The following is a 16,857-nucleotide window of genomic DNA, read 5'->3' as shown; positions in this document are numbered from 1 at the left end:
CCGGTGAAGGTGGTCTCGCAGCGTCTGGGCCACGCCAGCGCCACCATCACGCTCACCGTGTACCAGCGCGACCACCCCGGTACGGGGCGCGAGGCGGCCGACCGCTTCGCGGCGCTGCTCGAGGGCTGATCCCAGGCGCGAGGCATCACGGCGGTATCACGAGGGCCTCAACAGCCCCGACAGCAAGACACCCCGAGTCCCTGACCTGCAGGGACACCGGGGTGAAGCTGTGTCCGAGGGGCGACACGGTACGTCCGCACACGCCTTGACGACGTCGGCTGACATCCGGTCCTCGCCAGGCGGACCGTCAGTCGTGGGCATCAGCTCGGTGCGAGATGCGCAAGACCCGTACGAACACTTCGTCGTCGTGGATGGAGTAGACGACGCGGTACCGACCTCTGCGGGCGGACCAGCAGTCGGCGATGCGCCCACGTCCCACGGTCCTGGTGGATCACGTTCTGCACACGCTTCGCCCGCCGCTGCCGAGGCGTGAACAGCAAGTGCCTACTGTGACTCAGGTAACCGGCCGACCGCCTCGGTCGGCCCACGACGTCCGGGCGGCACGGGCACGCCCGTCCGCCCCCGGGGACGCGCGGTCGCCTCGTCGGGGCCGACGTGGTCGTCGTGCTCGACAAGGGAGAGACATGCGCACCAAGCTCCACACCGTTGCCGCGGCCGGCGCCGCGGTCGTCGTCCTCGCGTCCTGCTCCTCCAGCGACGGCGGTGGGGACTCCACCGCCTCCGGGGGGCTGACCGGCGAGGGCAGCGGCGAATCGTGCACCATCGAGGGCGAGGTGCCCCTCGGCGCGGTGCTCAGCCTCACCGGCGCAGCGGCCAGCTACGGCGAGTCCCAGCAGCGCGGCCTGGAGCTGGCCGCCGCGGAGCTCGCCGAGCAGGACGGCGTCACCTACGACCTCACGATCGAGGACGACCAGACCGATCCCCGGCAGGGGATCACCCTGTTCGACCAGTTCGTCTCCGACGGCGCGAGTCTCATCATCGGGCCGACGCTGTCCAACGCCGCCGTCCAGGCCGACCCGATCGCCCAGGAGGCCGGCGTCCCGGTGCTGGGCATCTCCAACACCGCCGCGGGCGTCACCGAGATCGGTGACTACATCTTCCGCGACTCACTCACCGAGCAAGCGGTGATCCCGCAGACGATCGCCCAGGCGACCGAACAGTTCGGGCTCCAGGACGTCGTCGTCATGTACAGCAACGACGACGCGTTCACCGAGTCCGGGTACGAGGCGTTCACCGCCGCGCTCGAGGAGGAGGGCGTGAACGTCAGCGAGACGATCACCTTCTCCAAGTCCGACACCGATTTCCGCGCCCTGCTGACCCAGGCGCAGCAGAGCGACCCGGACGCGCTGGTCGTCTCCGCACTGATCGAGGCCGCGGTGCCGCTGGTGACCCAGGCCCGTGAGCTCGGGATCGATGTGCCGATCATCGGCGGCAACGGGTTCAACAACCCGCAGCTGATGTCCGACGCCGGCGAGGCGGCCGAGGGCGTCGTCGTCGGCGCCGCCTGGAACTCGTCGTCCGACAACCCCGAGAACCAGGCGTTCCTCGAGGCCTACGAGGCCGAGTACGGCGCGCAGCCCGACCAGTTCGCCGCTCAGGCCTACACCGGGCTCAAGCTGGTCGACCACGCCGTGCGCGCCAACTGCTCCGCGGAGCGGGACGACATCCAGGAGGCGCTGGGGCAGATCGAGGGCCTGCCCACCGTCCTCGGTGAGTTCTCCATCGACGAGAACCGGGACGCCGACCACCCGGCCGTCGTGCAGGTGGTCCAGAACGGCGAGTTCGCCGTCCTCGAATGACCCGGACGCGGCGCCGCCGGCTGACCGGCCGGCGCCGCGCTGCGACCCCGCCGGGGCCCCGGTCCTCGGACCGGGGCCCCGGGCGCGCGTCTCGGCTACCGTGCCCGGGCACCCACGACGAGAACAGGCAACGCTGTGCAGCAGCTCCTCAACGGCATCTTCATCGGTTCGATCTACGCGTTGTTCGCCATCGGCTTCACGCTCGTCTTCGGCATCCTCGACCGGCTGAACCTGGCGCACCCCGCGGTCTTCGCCGCTTCCGCCTTCGTCGGCATCGAGCTGGTCGAGCGGGGTGGGCTGTCCCTCTGGGCCGCCTTGCCGATCGTGTTCGTCTTCGGCGCCGTCCTGGGCCTGGTCATCGAGCGCGTGGCGTTCCGGCCGCTCAAGGGCCGGGCCGACGCCCACTTCGCCGGGCTGATCTCCTCCATCGCGCTCGCCGGCATGCTGGTCGCGCTGCTGCAGTGGCGCTACGGTCCGGACACCCGCCGCTTCCCGCCGGGCTCGTTCCCCGACACCCGGTTCGAGCTCGCCGGCGCTCAGGTGACCCTCGTGCAGGTGGTGATCCTCGGGATCTCCCTCGCCCTCATGGTGGGCCTCACGTACATGGTCACCCGGACGCGGCTGGGTCGGGGGATGCGCGCGGTCGCAGAGAACCCGACGGCGGCGCGGGTGCTCGGCGTGGACGTCGACCGGGTCACCGCGATCACCTTCGCGATCTCCTCGGCGCTCGGCGCGGTCGCCGGCGTGCTGTTCGCCATCAACGTGAACACCGCCCAGCTGGGCATGGGTTCGGCGATCGAGCTCAAGGGCCTGGCCGTCATCATCGTCGGCGGCATGGGCTCGCTGCCCGGCGCGCTCATCGGCGGGCTGCTGCTGGGCCTGGCCGAGGTGTTCGCCGTCCAGTACATCGGCTCGTCCTGGAGGGACGTCATCGCCTTCGGCCTGCTGTTCGTGATCCTGTTGCTGCGCCCGCAGGGGCTGCTCGGCGCGCGGAAGGTCCGGGAGGTCTGATGCTGGACCAGTACGCCACCACCCTGACCTTCATCGCGCTGGGCGCGATCTTCGCCTACTCCTTCTACGCCGTCCTGATCGCCGGGCAGCTCAGCCTCGGCCAGGCCGGCTTCGCCTCCCTGGCGGCGTTCTCCGGGGCCTCCCTGGCACCCAGCGGAGCTGACGTCGGCGAGATCCCCGCGCTGCTGATCGCCGTGGTGATCGGCATGTCGGTCGGCGCGCTCGCCGCCGTCGTCCTCGGTTTGCCGACCATGCACCTGCGCGGGGTCTTCCTGGCCATCGCCACCCTCGGGTTCGCCGAGGCGGTGCGAGTGGTGCTGCTCAACCAGGAGTGGACCGGCGGCGCCCAGGGCCTCGGGGTGCCCAGGGTCCTCACCGTCGGCATGGCGTGGACCGCGCTCGCGCTGGTGGCCTACTGGTTCTGGCGGATGGGCGGTTCCCGGTACGGCCGCGCCCTGGAGGCCATCCGCGAGGACGAGCTGGCCGCCCGCTCCATGGGCATCGACGTGGGCCGCCACCGGCTCGCCGCCTTCGTCACGGCAGGGGCGGTCGCCGGGCTGTACGGCGTCCTCTACGCCTACTACGTCCGGCTCATCGCCCCCAACGACTTCGACTTCATCGCGGCCGTCGAAGGTCTGGTCACCGCGGTGGTCGGTGGGTCCACGATGTTCCTGGGGCCGCTGCTGGGCAGCGGGTTCCAGACGATCGTCCCGGAGGTCCAGCGCGCGGTCGGGGTGGAGGCCGGCTGGATCCGGCCGTTCCTCGCCGGCCTGCTGCTGCTGGTCGTCATCCTGTTCCTGCCCGGCGGTCTGGCGAGCCTCATCCCACGCCGGACGCGCATGCCGTCCGGGGCTGCCGACGACGACGCCGCCGGCCTGGCCGGTCGTCGTCACCCGGCGGCCGGCGAACCGGTGGTCACCCTCGCCGGGCTGGGCAAGGAGTACGGCGGGGTGCACGCCGTCCGCGGCGTGGACCTGGAGATCCGGGCCGGCGAGGTGGTGGGCCTGATCGGCCCGAACGGGGCCGGCAAGACGACGCTGGTCAACATGATCAGCGGTCTGGTCCCGCCCAGCACGGGCAGCGCGACGGTGCTCGGCACGACGGTCGGCAGCACGCCGGTGCACCGCATCGCGGCGGCGGGGGTGAGCCGCACGTTCCAGCACTCGAAGCTGTTCAACCGGCTGTCGGCGCTGGAGAACGTGTTGGTCGGCGCCCACCTCGTCAGCCGACCGAGCTTCCTGCGGCGGCTGCTCTGGCTGCCGTCGGCGCGCCGGGACGAACGGGCGGCGCTGCGGCAGGCGGCCCGCTGCCTGGAGCGGGTCGGGCTGACCTCGCTCGCCGCCACCCGCGCCGAGGCGCTGTCCTACGGCGACCAGCGCAGGCTCGAGATCGCCCGCGCGCTGGCCTCCGACCCGTCCCTGCTGATCCTGGACGAGCCGGCCGCCGGGATGAACCACGTCGAGGCGGCGCAGCTGTCGCAGCTGATCAGGTCCCTGGCGCAGGACGGGCTGACCATCCTGTTCATCGAGCACAACGTCGGCATGGTCCTGCAGACCTGCAGCCGGGTCGTCGTCCTCAACTTCGGCGAGGTCATCGCCAGCGGTGCGCCGGAGGCGATCGCTGCCGACCCCGCGGTCATCGAGGCCTATCTGGGCTCGGACGACGACGACGTGGACGGCGGCCTGCTCGCCGAGGGAACCCGCGCGGACGCGACCCCGGCCGAGGATGCGCCACCGGATGCGGTCATGAACCTGCGGACCGGTGACGCCGGCACCCTGGACACACCGGACACCAGCCCGAGAGAGGCGACATGAGCGACCCCATCCTCACCGTGGAGGCCCTGCGGGTGACCTACGGGCGGGTGGAGGCGGTTCGGGACGTCTCGTTCCAGGCGCAGCAGGGCTCGCTGGTGACGCTGGTCGGGGCGAACGGGGCGGGCAAGTCCTCGGTCATCAACGCCGTTTCGGGCATGCTGCGGCCGGCCGGCGGGCGGATCACCTTCGAGGGCCAGGACATCACCCGGACGCCGGCCCACAAACTGGTGGGCCGCGGGCTGGTGCAGGTGCCGGAGGGGCGGCAGATCCTCGCCACGCTCACCGTCGAGGAGAACCTCCAGATGGGCGGCTGGCACTCGGGGACCGACGGCGCGCGCTCCGTCGACGCCATGTACGACCGGTTCCCGGTGCTGGCCGACAGGCGGGCGCTGCCGGCCGGTGCCCTGTCCGGTGGCGAACAGCAGATGCTGGCCATCGCCCGCGCCCTGATCGCCGGGCCGAAGGTGATGCTCATGGACGAGCCGTCGATGGGGCTGGCGCCCAAGATCGTCGCCGAGGTGTTCCGTGTCATCGAGGACATCCGCGCCTCGGGGACCACGGTCGTGCTCGTGGAGCAGAACGCCCGCCGGGCGCTGCGCGCCGCCGACCACGGGTACGTGCTGCAGAGCGGGGAGGTCGTGCACTCCGGCCCGGCCGGTGAGCTGCTCGCCGACGAGCGCGTCGTGCAGGCGTACCTGGGGGTCGAGAGCGGCGGTTGACGGCGGGCGGCCCGTCGGCCCCGGACGTGCAGCCGCTGTGGTGCGACGCCGGTAGCAGGCTGCCCCCGCTCGACCGCCCGTCCCCATCCCGCCCGGACCACGAGGACCTCTCATGACCAGCACAGCCGGCCCGCGCCGTCGCCCCCGGTGGCGCGAGCTGCGCCCGATGCTCCCGCCCGTCCCCACCCTGCCGACGACCACCACGAGGCTCGCGCAGGCCGCCGACATCGGCGATCTGCGGCTGCTCGCCCGCCGGCGCGCGCCCCGGATGGTCTTCGACTACGTCGATGGCGGTGCCGAGAGCGAGCGCTCGCTCCGGGCGTCCGTCGAGGCGTTCGACCGGGTCACCTTCCGACCGCGCGTCCTCCGCGACGTCGGCACCGTGTCCACCAGCACGGACGTGCTCGGGCGCAGCGTCGCTCTCCCGCTCGTGCTGGGCCCGACGGGCTTCACCCGGATGATGCACCGCGAGGGGGAGTCGGCCGTCGCCCGCGCCGCTGCAGCGGCCGGGATCCCGTACACGCTGTCGACGATGGGGACCACGACCGCCACCGACGTCGCCGCAGCCGCCCCGGAGGGGTGGAACTGGTTCCAGCTCTACGTGGTCCGGGACCGCGGCCGCAGCCGGGACAGTCTCCAGCTGGCCCGGGATGCCGGCATGGACGTGCTCGTGCTCACCGTGGACGTGCCGGTCGCGGGCGCCCGGCTGCGCGACGTCCGGCACGGCATGACCATGCCCCCGTCGCTGCGATGGCGCAGTGCCCTGCAGGCCGTGCGCCGTCCCGCCTGGTGGGCGGACTTCCTCACCAGCGAGCCCCTCGCCTTCGCCACCGTCGGCGGCGCTCCGGGCGACCTGGCCGGGATCATCAACACGATGTTCGACCCGGGCGTCACGCTCGCCGACATCGAGTGGATCCGGAGTGCCTGGGGCGGCAAGCTCCTCGTCAAGGGCGTGCAGGACGTCGTCGACGCGCAGAGCCTGGCCGGCATCGGGGTCGATGGCCTCGTCGTCTCCAACCACGGTGGCCGGCAACTCGACCGCGCACCGGCCCCGCTCGACCTGCTCCCGCACGTGCGCGAAGCGGTAGGCGACGAGATGGCGGTGTTCCTCGACGGCGGCGTGCGCAGCGGAGCCGACATCGCCGCCGCGGTCGGCCTCGGGGCCACGGCCGCATTCCTCGGCCGCGGCTACCTCTACGGCCTGATGGCCGGAGGTGAGGCCGGCGTGCAGCGTGCACTGACGATCCTGCGCATCGAGTACGAGCGGACCATGCAGCTGCTCGGAGTGACCACGACCGGCGAGCTGACCGACGCCCGCGTGAGCTTGCGATCGTGAACGAGCTGTCGGCCTGCACCCTCCGGGACGGCCGCCGCTCCAGCTGAGCCGAGGACGGCGCTCCGGACGGCGTCTCGCTGCTCGTACTGCACGGCACACCGGGCGGCCGGCTCGGCGTGGCCGCGCACCACGAGCGGTACGAAATGGGGAACTGCCCCGATCCAGTTGACCTCTTCCCTGTGCCGGGGGGCGAGCGTGTGGGACCTCGGGCCCGCCTGCTCCCGCCGGTGCGCGGGCAGCTCAGGCTGGGGGGGCCAGCGGCTCCCGGCACTCGACGTCGGCGATGAAGTCACGGAGGACGGGGTAGACCTCCGCCTCCCAACGGGAGCCACTGAACACGCCGTAGTGGCCGACGCCGGCTTGCAGGTGCTGGTGCTTGCGGTGGTCCGGGAGCCCGGTGCAGAGGCCGTGCGCGGCCAGGGTCTGACCGGGCGAGCAGATGTCGTCCCGGGCACCTTCGATGGTGAGCAGGTCGGTGCTGGTGATGGCCCCCGGATCGACCGGGACGTCCCGCCAGGTGAGCCGCCCGGTGGCCAGCCGGTTCTCCTGGAAGATGCGGCCGACCGTCTCGAGGTAGAACTCCGCAGGGACGTCCATCACCGCGCCGTACTCGTCGTAGAAGGCGCGGGTCGTCGCCGCCCGTTCCTCTTCGCCGGTCACCAGGTCGAGGTAGAGCCGGAGGTGGGCCTCCAGGTGCCGCTTGGGGTTCATCGACATGAACGCCGTCAGTTGGACGACGCCCGGGTACACGCGGCGGCCGGCGCCGGCGTACCGCGCCGGCACGGTGTCGATGAGTCTGCGTTCGAAGGAGGCCAGCGGCTTGGTCGCGGCCATCGTGTTGATCCGGTTGGGGTTCACCCGGGTGTCGACCGGTCCGGCCATCAGCGTCAGGCTGCTCGGCTGGGCCACGTCGCCCTCGGCGGCGAGCAATGCGACAGCCGCCAGGACGGGGACGGCGGGCTGGCACACCGCGACGACGTGGGTGTCCGGACCGAGGTGACGGAGCGCCTGCATGACGTGCTCGATGTACTCGTCGAGCCCGAACGTGCCGTCCGCGACGGGGATGTCCCGGGCGTTGTGCCAGTCCAGGACGTGCACGTCATGGTCACCCAGCAGGGTCTGGATGGTGGGCCGGATCAGCGTCGTGAAGTGTCCCGACATCGGCCCGACGACGAGCACGCGTGGCTGCCCGGTCACCGACGGCTTCTGGAAGTGGATGAGCGTGGCGAACGGCGTCTGGAGCGTCGGGCGCTCCGTCACGACGGCCATCTCGGTGCCTACCGGGACGGCGTCGATCCCGAACGGCGGACGGTCGTGGGTGGGGCGGGCATGGGCGAGGATGTCGCAGGCTGCCCGGGCGTGACGGACGCCCAACCCGGCGAGCGGGGCCGGCACCGCGTTCAGCGCCCGTGCGGTCCGCTCCGACGCGGTCACCAGCGGAGAGGCGATGCGGCGCTGGAGGTCGTAGGCGGTGTAGAGCATGCGGTCCTGTCCTCACGACGGAGTGGGTGCGGGGTGACGCACCTCACGTATCGGTCACTGTATCCGTGGCCCCGAGGCGGGTCGCGTCGACTCGCCCGTTCGCCCGTCTCGCGTTGACGGCCTTGCTAGGCCGGGGCCATGCTCGCCCGTGCCCGGAGCTGCGCAGGTGGAGCCATGGGGGCTCCAGCTCCGAGGAGTCGCGGGTGCGCCGCGACCGAGGGGGACGCGATGACAGCGACACAGGAGAGCGGCACCAGGACGGGCGACAAGCTCCTGGGCAAGGTGGCCTTCGTGACCGGCGGGACCCGCGGGATCGGCGCGGCCATCTGCCGCAGTCTGGCCGCCCAGGGCGCCGACGTCGCCGCCGGCTACAGCGGCAACCAGGAGGCGGCGGAGAAGTTCGCCCAGGGCTTCGGCGACACCTTCCCCGACCGGCAGGTCACCATGCACCGCGGTGACATCGGCTCCGCGGACGACTGCCGCCGGTGTGTCGCCGAGGTGGTCGAGCAGCACGGCCGGCTGGACATCCTGGTCAACAACGCCGGCATCACCGTCGACCGGACCGTGGCGAAGATGGTCGACGACGACTGGCGACGGGTGATCGACGTCAACCTGTCCGGGGCCTTCTACCTGTCCCAGGCCGCGCTGGCGCACATGCTCGAGCGGGGGAGTGGGCGGATCGTGATGATCTCCTCGGTGATCGGCGAGACGGGTGGGATCGGGCAGGTCAACTACGCCTCGGCCAAGTCGGGGCTGTTCGGGCTCACGAAGACCCTCGCCCGCGAGGCGGCGATGCAGCTGCAGCGCGCCGGTCACACCGACGGCATCGGCATCACCGTCAACGCCGTGACGCCGGGGTACACCGCGACCGAGATGCTCGACGCCGTTCCGGAGAAGGTGGTCGCCGGTCTCCGGGCGAAGATCCCGCTGGGTCGGCTCGGACAGCCGGAGGAGGTCGCCCGCGTCGTGCACTTCCTGGCCGCCGACGCCTCGTCCTACATCACCGGCCAGGTGTGGGGGGTCAACGGCGGGCTCGACATGTGAGCCCGTTCCAGCGGTGCGACCTCGGCCCTGCGCCGATGACCTGACCGATCCGTCGACGGGGGAGGGGTGTGCGGGTGTTCCACCGCATCGCAGTGGTCAACCGGGGCGAGCCCGCTCTGCGGCTCATCCGGGCCGTGCGCGAGCTCAACGCCGAGCACGGCACCGCGATCCGCGTGATCGCGCTGCACACCGAGGCCGAGCGCCGAGCCTCCTTCGTCCGCGCTGCCGACGAGGCCGTCGTCCTCCGGGAGACCGGTGGGGGGACCCCGTACCTGGACCACGGAGAACTCGGCCGGGCGCTGCGGGCCGGCCGAGCCGACGCCGCGTGGGTCGGCTGGGGTTTCGTCGCGGAGGACCCCGCGTTCGCCGAGCTGTGCGCCGACCTCGGCGTGACCTTCATCGGGCCGCCGCCGGGGGCCATGCGGCTGCTGGGCGCCAAGATCGAAGCCAAGGTCCTCGCCGAGCAGACCGGCGTCCCCGTCGCGCCGTGGAGCGGCGGCCCGGTCGAGACCGTCGAGGACGGTCACCGGCACGCTGCCGTCATCGGCTATCCGCTCATCGTCAAGGCCAGGAGCGGCGGTGGCGGCCGGGGGATCCGGGTGGTCCGCACCCAGGACGAGCTGGAGGAGGCCCTCACCCGCACGCAGGCCGAGGCGGCGCGGACCTTCGGGGACCCGATCGTGTTCATGGAGCGACTGGTCGAGGGCGGCCGGCACGTCGAGGTGCAGGTGATCGCCGACCAGCACGGGGCGGTGTGGGCGCCCGGGGTACGGGACTGCTCGGTGCAGCGGCGCAACCAGAAGGTGCTCGAGGAGTCCAGCTCGCCGGTCCTGAGCCGCGAGCAGGACACCGCCTTGCGCGAGTCGTCCATCGCGCTGGTCCGGGCCGCGGGCTACGTCGGTGCCGGCACGGTCGAGTTCCTGTACCAGCCCACCGAGCAGCTGTTCACCTTCCTCGAGGTCAACACCCGGCTGCAGGTCGAGCACCCGGTGACCGAGGTGACGACCGGGATCGACATCGTGAAGCTCCAGCTGCACGTCGCCGCCGGCGGCCGGCTCGTCGGGGACCCGCCGGCGGAGTCCGGGCACGCCGTCGAGGCGCGGCTCAGCGCCGAGGACGCCGAGCAGGGGTTCGCCCCGGCACCCGGCCGGGTCGAGCTGATGCGGCTCCCCACCGGCCCGGGCGTCCGCGTGGACACCGGCATCGGCGTCGGGGACGTCGTCCCGCCGCTCTACGACTCGATGGTCGCCAAGGTCATCGCCTGGGGGCGGGACCGCCCCGAGGCGCTCGCGCGCCTGCGGTGCGCGCTGCGCGAGACGACCGTCGTGCTGCGGGGCGGCACCACCACGAAGTCCTTCCTGCTCGACCTGCTGGACCGGCCGGAGGTCGTGGCGGGCACCGCCGACACCGGCTGGTTGGACCGCACGGGCAACGAGCAGGCGGAGACCATGCCCAACGGCTTCGTCGCCCTCCTCCAGGTGGCCGTCGACGCCTCCGACTCCGAGGAGGCCCGGGAACGCGCGGCCTTCCTGGCGTCCGCCCGGGGCGGACGACCGCGCGCGCCGCACGAAGTGGGGCGCGCGGTCGAGCTCGGCCACCGGGGGCAGGTCTACCGCCTGACCGCCGCCAAGGTCAGCCGCGACCGTTACCGCGTGCAGCTCGACGGCCGGTCCGTCGACGTGGACGTCGACCGGCTGAGCCCGCTGGAGAGCCGTCTCACGGTCGACGGCCGGCGCTTCTCCGTCGTCGCGGTGACGGCCGCCGGCTCGCACCTGGTCGAGGTCGACGGCGTGTCCCACCGGGTCACCCGCGACGCCGGCGGCCTGGTGCGTGCGCCCGCCCCGTCGGTCGTCGTCGCCCTCCGGGTCCAGGCCGGGCAGGAGGTCGAGGCCGGCCAGACGGTCGCCGTGCTGGAGAGCATGAAGATGGAGACCGCCGTGCGGGCGCCGTTCGCCGGCCGGGTCCGCCAGCTGCTCGTCGGGCCGAACGTGCAGGTCGATGCCGGCGTCGCGCTGCTCGACCTGGAACGGACCGGTGGGGACGTCGAGGAGGCCACGGGCGAGCGGATCGCGCTCCCCGGACCCGCGGACGCGCAGCCCGACCCGCACGCGACGGCGGCGCCGCTGCTGGCCGAGCTGGAGGCGCTGATCACCGGTTGGGACGTCAGCGCCGACCACGCCCGGGCGTTGGTCGCCGAGTACTGCACGGGCCGCAGCGATCTGCCGGTGGACGACCCGGAACTGCTCCGCGGCGAGCTCGCCGTGCTCACCACGTTCGCCGACCTCTGCGAGCTGGCCCGCAACCGTCCGGCGAGTGAGGAGGAGGAAGCCGATCAGCAGGTGCACAGCCCGCGGGAGTACTTCCACGCCTACCTGCACTCCCTGGACGTCGAGCGGGAGGCGCTGCCGGAGAGCTTCCGCGCCCGGCTCTCCCGGGCGCTGCTGCACTACGACGTCCGCGACCTCGAACCGGGCCCGGCGCTGGAGGAGGCGGTGCACCGCATCTTCCTCGCCCAGCAGCGCATCGCCGACCAGCTCCCCGCGGTCCAGGCGCTGCTGGAGCGCTGGCTCGACGCCGGCAGCCCTCCTCCCGGGCCGTCGCGGGCCGAGGTGGGGGAGGTGCTCGACCGGCTCGTCACCGCGACGCAGTTGCGCTACCCGACCGTCGGTGACCTGGCCCGCGCCGTGCGCTTCAGCTGGTTCGAGGAGCCGGTGCTGCAGCGGGCCCGACAGGAGGTGCTCGACGAGGCCGACCGGCTGCTGACCGAGCTCGACGAGGCCGGCGCGCGCGGCGACACCGGCGCCGGCATGGCCCGGATCGAGACGCTGGTGGCCAGCCCCGAGCCCCTGATCCGGCTGCTGGGCCAGCGTGCCGGACGGCCGACGACGGAGCCCGATCCCGTGCTGGAGGTGCTGACCCGCCGCTACTACCGCAGCCGCGACCTGCAGCACGTGCGGACCTCCCTGCTCGGCGGTCACTCGTGCGTCTCGGCGGACTACGAGCTGAACGGGTCCCGGCTGCACCTGGTGGCCCTGATGGCCGAGCGGGAGGCCCTCCCCGCCGCACTGTCCGCGCTCGCGCGGGCGGCCGAGGACGTCGCCGACCCCCCGCACCTGCTGGTGGACCTCTACCTGTCCTGGCCGGACCGTCCGGCGGACGCCGACACGATGGCGGCGGAACTGCGCGACCTGCTGGACGCCGTGGCGCCGCTGCGGACGGCCCGCCGGGTGACGGTGACGGTCTCCACCCCCGACGGTGACGCGGAGACCGTGACCTTCCGACCGGCGCCGGACGGCCCAGGAGCGGACGGCGCAGAAGCGGACGGCCGGGACGCGGGCGGGCTCGTGGAGGACCGGATCATCCGTGGACTCCACCCGCTGACCGCGCAGCGACTCAACCTGTGGCGCCTCAAGAACTTCGACGGTGTGCGCCTGCCGTCGGCCGAGGACACGTACCTGTTCCACATCGGCGCGAAGGAGAACCCGAACGACGAACGGTTCATCGCGATGGCGGAGGTCCGCGACCTGACCCCGGTCCGGGACGACGCGGGCGAGGTCGTCGCGTACCCGACGGTCGAGCGGCAGCTCACGGCCTGTCTCGACGGGCTGCGCCGGGCGCAGTCCCACCGCAGGTCGCGCCGTCCCCTGGACCACAACCGGGTGTTCCTCTACGCCTGGCCGTCCATCGAGGTCCCGCTGGCGGAACTCGCGAGCCTCGCCCGGGCGTCGGCGCCGCTCACCGCGGGAGCGGGGCTGGAGGAGATCATCCTGCTGGCCCGGCTGCAGGAGGAGGGTTCCGCGACGCCCCGCGAGGTGGCGCTGCGCTTCGCCTACGCACCCGGCACCGGCGTGAGCATGCGGGTCACCGACCGGCCGACCGAGCCGATGAGGCCGCTGGACGACTACACCCAGAAGGTGCTGCGCTCGCGCGCCCGCGGCACCGTGTACCCGTACGAGCTCGCGCCGCTGCTCGCCGGTCCGGGCGGCACCTTCGTCGAGCACGACCTGGACGACGCCGGCCGGCTGATGCCGGTCGAGCGCCCACCCGGCCGCAACCGCGCCGGCATCGTGGTCGGCGTGGTGACCACGCCGACCACGCGGCACCCCGAGGGCATGACCCGGGTGGTGCTCTTCGGCGACCCCACGAAGGCCCTGGGCACCGTCGCGGTCCCCGAGTGCGCCCTCGTCGTCGCCGCGATCGACCTCGCCGAGGAGCGCGGCATCCCGGTCGAGTGGTTCGCGCTGTCGTCCGGGGCCAAGATTTCGATGGACAGCGGGACCGAGAACATGGACGGGGTGGCGCGGGCGCTGCGCCGGCTGATCACGTTCACCCAGGCCGGCGGGGAGGTCAACGTCGTCGTGGCCGGCATCAACGTGGGTGCGCAGCCGTACTGGAACGCCGAGGCCACGATGCTGCTGCACACCAAGGGCATCCTGGTCATGACCCCGGACAGCGCGATGGTGCTCACCGGCAAGCACTCCCTGGACTACTCCGGGGGCGTGTCGGCCGAGGACAACTTCGGGATCGGCGGCTACGACCGGGTGATGGGACCCAACGGTCAGGCGCAGTACTGGGCGCCGAACCTGACCGCGGCCGTCGAGCTGCTGTTCCAGCACTACGAGTACGCCTACGTCGCCCCCGGCGAGCGCTGGGCCCGGCGCTCTGACACCGGCGACCCGGTGGACCGTGACGTGCGCTCGTTCCCGCACCAGCACCCGTCCAGCGAGTTCACCACGGTCGGTGACATCTTCTCGGCCGAGACGAACCCGGACCGGAAGAAGGCCTTCGACATCCGGACGGTCATGCGGGCCGTCACCGACCAGGACCACCCGGTGCTCGAGCGCTGGGCGGGCATGGCGGAGGCCGACACCACCGTCGTCCAGGACGCGCATCTCGGCGGCCACCCCGTCACGATCCTGGGGATCGAGTCGCGGCCGATCCCGCGGCGCGGCAGCTTCCCGGCGGACGGCCCCGACCAGTGGACCGCCGGCACGCTGTTCCCGAAGTCGTCGAAGAAGGCCGCGCGGGCGATCAACGCGTGCAGCGGCAACCGGCCACTGGTGGTGCTGGCGAACCTGTCGGGCTTCGACGGCTCGCCGGAGTCGTTGCGCAACGTGCAGCTGGAGAACGGGGCCGAGATCGGCCGGGCGATCGTCAACTTCGACGGCCCGATCGTCTTCTGCGTCGTCTCCCGGTACCACGGCGGCGCCTTCGTGGTCTTCTCCGGCGCCCTGAACGACAACATGGAGGTGCTGGCCGTCGAGGGCTCCTACGCCTCGGTCCTGGGCGGGGCGCCCGCGGCCGCCGTCGTGTTCACCGGCGAGGTCGACAAGCGCACCGCCGCCGATCCCCGGGTGCGCGACCTGGAGGCCTCGGTGGCCGCGGCCGACGGGGTGGAGCAGGCCCGGCTCCGGGTGGAGCTCGCCACCCTCCGCAGCACGGTCCGCTCGGAGAAGCTGGGCGAGGTCGGGGCCGAGTTCGAGGCGGTGCACGACATCGAGCGGGCCCGCCGGATGGGTTCCGTGCACGCCATCATCCCCGCCGCCGAGCTGCGCCCCCGCCTCATCGACGCCGTGGAGCGAGGGATGCAGCGCGCCACGCAGGACCCGTCGCACGCACTCCAGGAGGAGTCGACATGAACGCGTTCGCCCTCAACAAGCACGGTCGTCTGGTACTGCCCACGAACATCTTCCCGCAGCTGGACTTCTCCACCATGGAGTCCTTGGAGCAGCTCGACAGCGTCATCCGCCGGGACTTCGAGACCAAGGCCCCCAGCGGCACCGACATCCTGGACAAGGTCCGGGTCGGCGGCTACGAGAGCCGGTACGCCCTGATGCGCGACCTCGCGCTGAACCTGTTCTGGGCCAACCGCTTCGCGATGACCATGTACGACAAGCGGCCGACCCGCTGGGCCGACGTGCCGCGGACCCGGACCGACGTGTTCCTGCCCGTGCTGGAGCCGTGGGAGGACGGCGACACCAAGATCGCCGCCGTCCAGGCCGCCTACCCGACGCTGCCGGCCCAGTGGGACGAGCCCGTCGAGGACCGGATCTTCGAGATCCTGTTCGACGTCTTCGGCAACCGCAGGAACCACGCGACCACGCTCCCGGCCGTCAAGCCCACGGTCGCCCAGTTCCTGGAGACGCCGGCCAACCTCACCTTCCGGCTGCCGGACTACGACCCGGACTACCCGGTCTACGACTACACCGACATCCTCGACTGCGACGAGGAGGTGCCCGAGCTCGAGGCGCTGCTGCGGTGGGCGATGGTGCTGCACAACCAGTACCCGTGGGACCGGTCGCAGGTGGAGCTGGTCGAGGCCGGCCAGCTGGCCGACGACGACTACGTGGTGACCTTCCACCCGCGGGACGCCGAGGTGCGGGCCTTCCTGCGGCGCCTGGACGCCGGCGTCCGGAGCCGTCCCGCGGCGCCGGCGCGGGAGAGTCGGCCGCCGGTGCGACCGTTCCCGGAGATCGACGTGCGCCGGCAGTTCGCCGTGTTGCCCCGCCTGGAGTCGCTGGCCGCCGTGCACGGCGACCAGGTGTGCAGCAACGAGGACCTGATCCGCAACTCCGCCTACAACTGGTCGCCGATGGGCGCCGACGAGATCGGCGCCAAGACCGGCATCCGGCAGCGCCAGTACAGCTCGCTGAGCCTCGAGGAGCTCGGCCTGCAGGCTGCGCAGGCGGCGCTGGCGAAGGCGGGGCGGGAGCCGGAGGAGATCGGCGGCGTCCTGGTCTGCACCTGCACGAGCTCCCGGCTGATCCCCTCGCTGGCCACCTACATCTGCGGTCAGCTCGGGATCCACCAGACCCACGCCGCCTACGACCTCGTCGCCGCCTGCGCGGGGATGCCGTACGGGCTGGCCGAGGCGACCCGGCTGCTGCAGGAGGTCGACCGGCCGGTCCTCGTGGTGTGCGTCGAGAAGTTCTCGGACAAGATCGGCAACGTCCGCACCTCCCGGATGATCTTCGGGGACGGCGCGGCGGCGATGGTCGTGGGACCAGCGCCGGACGGCGCGGCGCCCGACTTCCACTACCTCCAGACCTACGCCAGCGGTCCGGCCAGCGAAGTCAACTCGATCATCTGGCCCAACCCGGTGTTCGACAACAACATCACCGTCTTCGGCCCGCACGTGAAGGCGCTGGCGGGCCGCTACCTCGCGCAGATGATCGAGGAGATCACGGCCCTGCCCGACCCCGACGGCCGGGCGGGCTCCCTGCTGGAGAGCATCGACCTCATCGTCCCGCACCAGGCCAACAAGACCATGGTGCTGCAGCTGGCCGAGCAGGCCGGGCTCACGCCCGATCAGCTCTACTTCAACATCGAGGAGGTCGGCAACACCTCGTCCGCGAGCATCCCGCTGGCCATCCACGACGCGGTGCGGGACGGCGTCATCACCGCACCGGTGCGCATCTTCGCGCCGGGCTTCGGCGCCGGAGCCGTGGCCGGCTACACCGTCCTGACGCTGGACCCCGCGGTCGTCGCCGTACAGCAGGGGACCGCCCCGGAGCGCGATCACGCCGAGCCGGCCCTCCCGGCGTCGGACGGGGCCTCGCCGGCCTCGGAGGACATGCGGGTGGCTTTCGGGTGACGGCGGTCGCCGGCAGTCCACGCCGGTGAGCAGGCCG

Annotated in this window: 11 protein-coding genes; 9 read left to right on the top strand and 2 right to left on the bottom strand. The window is 72.4% G+C overall.

Annotated features, from left to right (window positions below):
- Window positions 1-3 precede the first annotated feature (3 nt).
- Window positions 4-129: a hypothetical protein gene (locus O2W53_RS11245; RefSeq protein WP_269163106.1), complete on the top strand. Its 126-nt coding sequence runs from the start codon at window positions 4-6 to the stop codon at window positions 127-129.
- Between the two features lie 178 nt (window positions 130-307).
- Here O2W53_RS11245 and O2W53_RS11240 read toward each other — a convergent pair whose 3' ends face one another.
- Complete coding sequence (locus tag O2W53_RS11240) at window positions 308-439, bottom strand: type II toxin-antitoxin system RelE family toxin (RefSeq protein WP_269163105.1); 132 nt, start codon at window positions 437-439, stop codon at window positions 308-310.
- Between the two features lie 205 nt (window positions 440-644).
- On the opposite strand from O2W53_RS11240, the gene O2W53_RS11235 reads away from it, so the two are divergent.
- The 5 genes from O2W53_RS11235 (at window position 645) to O2W53_RS11215 (ending at window position 6,700) form a co-directional block, all read left to right on the top strand.
- The gene (locus O2W53_RS11235; RefSeq protein ID WP_269163104.1) at window positions 645-1,820 is read left to right on the top strand and encodes an ABC transporter substrate-binding protein; all 1,176 of its coding nucleotides are present in this window, start codon (window positions 645-647) and stop codon (window positions 1,818-1,820) included.
- Between the two features lie 135 nt (window positions 1,821-1,955).
- Window positions 1,956-2,831 (top strand): branched-chain amino acid ABC transporter permease, encoded by an 876-nt coding sequence (locus O2W53_RS11230; RefSeq protein ID WP_269163103.1) that lies wholly within the window; start codon window positions 1,956-1,958, stop codon window positions 2,829-2,831.
- Entirely contained in the window at window positions 2,831-4,645 is a 1,815-nt protein-coding gene (locus O2W53_RS11225; protein WP_269163102.1) for a branched-chain amino acid ABC transporter ATP-binding protein/permease, read from the top strand. Before O2W53_RS11230 ends, O2W53_RS11225 begins: the two co-directional genes overlap by 1 nt.
- Window positions 4,642-5,364 carry an ABC transporter ATP-binding protein gene (locus tag O2W53_RS11220; protein WP_269163101.1) on the top strand — a complete coding sequence of 241 codons (723 nt, stop codon included), beginning with the start codon at window positions 4,642-4,644 and terminating at the stop codon, window positions 5,362-5,364. Before O2W53_RS11225 ends, O2W53_RS11220 begins: the two co-directional genes overlap by 4 nt.
- A gap of 112 nt (window positions 5,365-5,476) precedes the next feature.
- On the top strand, window positions 5,477-6,700 hold the full coding sequence (locus O2W53_RS11215; protein ID WP_269163100.1) for an alpha-hydroxy acid oxidase: 1,224 nt from the start codon (window positions 5,477-5,479) through the stop codon (window positions 6,698-6,700).
- Window positions 6,701-6,940: 240 nt separating this feature from the next.
- Here the strand turns inward: O2W53_RS11215 and phaZ are convergent, their stop codons facing one another.
- The gene (gene phaZ / locus O2W53_RS11210) at window positions 6,941-8,182 is read right to left on the bottom strand and encodes a polyhydroxyalkanoate depolymerase (protein WP_269163099.1); all 1,242 of its coding nucleotides are present in this window, start codon (window positions 8,180-8,182) and stop codon (window positions 6,941-6,943) included.
- Window positions 8,183-8,410: 228 nt separating this feature from the next.
- Here phaZ and fabG point away from each other — a divergent pair, with 228 nt between their 5' ends.
- The 3 genes from fabG to O2W53_RS11195 all read left to right on the top strand — a co-directional run bounded on the left by fabG (window position 8,411) and on the right by O2W53_RS11195 (window position 16,820).
- A complete protein-coding gene (fabG, locus tag O2W53_RS11205) occupies window positions 8,411-9,226 on the top strand; it encodes a 3-oxoacyl-ACP reductase FabG (protein WP_269163098.1) in 816 nt (271 codons plus the stop codon).
- 74 nt (window positions 9,227-9,300) lie between these two features.
- On the top strand, window positions 9,301-14,865 hold the full coding sequence (locus O2W53_RS11200) for an ATP-binding protein (RefSeq protein ID WP_269163097.1): 5,565 nt from the start codon (window positions 9,301-9,303) through the stop codon (window positions 14,863-14,865).
- A complete protein-coding gene (locus tag O2W53_RS11195) occupies window positions 14,862-16,820 on the top strand; it encodes a 3-oxoacyl-ACP synthase III family protein (RefSeq protein ID WP_269163096.1) in 1,959 nt (652 codons plus the stop codon). Before O2W53_RS11200 ends, O2W53_RS11195 begins: the two co-directional genes overlap by 4 nt.
- Window positions 16,821-16,857 lie beyond the last annotated feature (37 nt).

This window comes from Modestobacter sp. VKM Ac-2978 (genome assembly GCF_026968025.1).
GTDB lineage: Bacteria > Actinomycetota > Actinomycetes > Mycobacteriales > Geodermatophilaceae > Modestobacter.
This window is presented reverse-complemented; position numbering and strand designations above follow the sequence as displayed.

Excerpts from the sequence above, each read along its gene's own strand:
- O2W53_RS11235 (WP_269163104.1), top strand. The coding sequence starts at position 645 with ATGCGCACCAAGCTCCACACCGTTGCCGCGGCCGGCGCCGCGGTCGTC.
- O2W53_RS11225 (WP_269163102.1), top strand. The coding sequence starts at position 2,831 with ATGCTGGACCAGTACGCCACCACCCTGACCTTCATCGCGCTGGGCGCG.
- O2W53_RS11220 (WP_269163101.1), top strand. The coding sequence starts at position 4,642 with ATGAGCGACCCCATCCTCACCGTGGAGGCCCTGCGGGTGACCTACGGG.
- O2W53_RS11215 (WP_269163100.1), top strand. The coding sequence starts at position 5,477 with ATGACCAGCACAGCCGGCCCGCGCCGTCGCCCCCGGTGGCGCGAGCTG.
- phaZ (WP_269163099.1), bottom strand. The coding sequence starts at position 8,182 with ATGCTCTACACCGCCTACGACCTCCAGCGCCGCATCGCCTCTCCGCTG.
- fabG (WP_269163098.1), top strand. The coding sequence starts at position 8,411 with ATGACAGCGACACAGGAGAGCGGCACCAGGACGGGCGACAAGCTCCTG.
- O2W53_RS11195 (WP_269163096.1), top strand. The coding sequence starts at position 14,862 with ATGAACGCGTTCGCCCTCAACAAGCACGGTCGTCTGGTACTGCCCACG.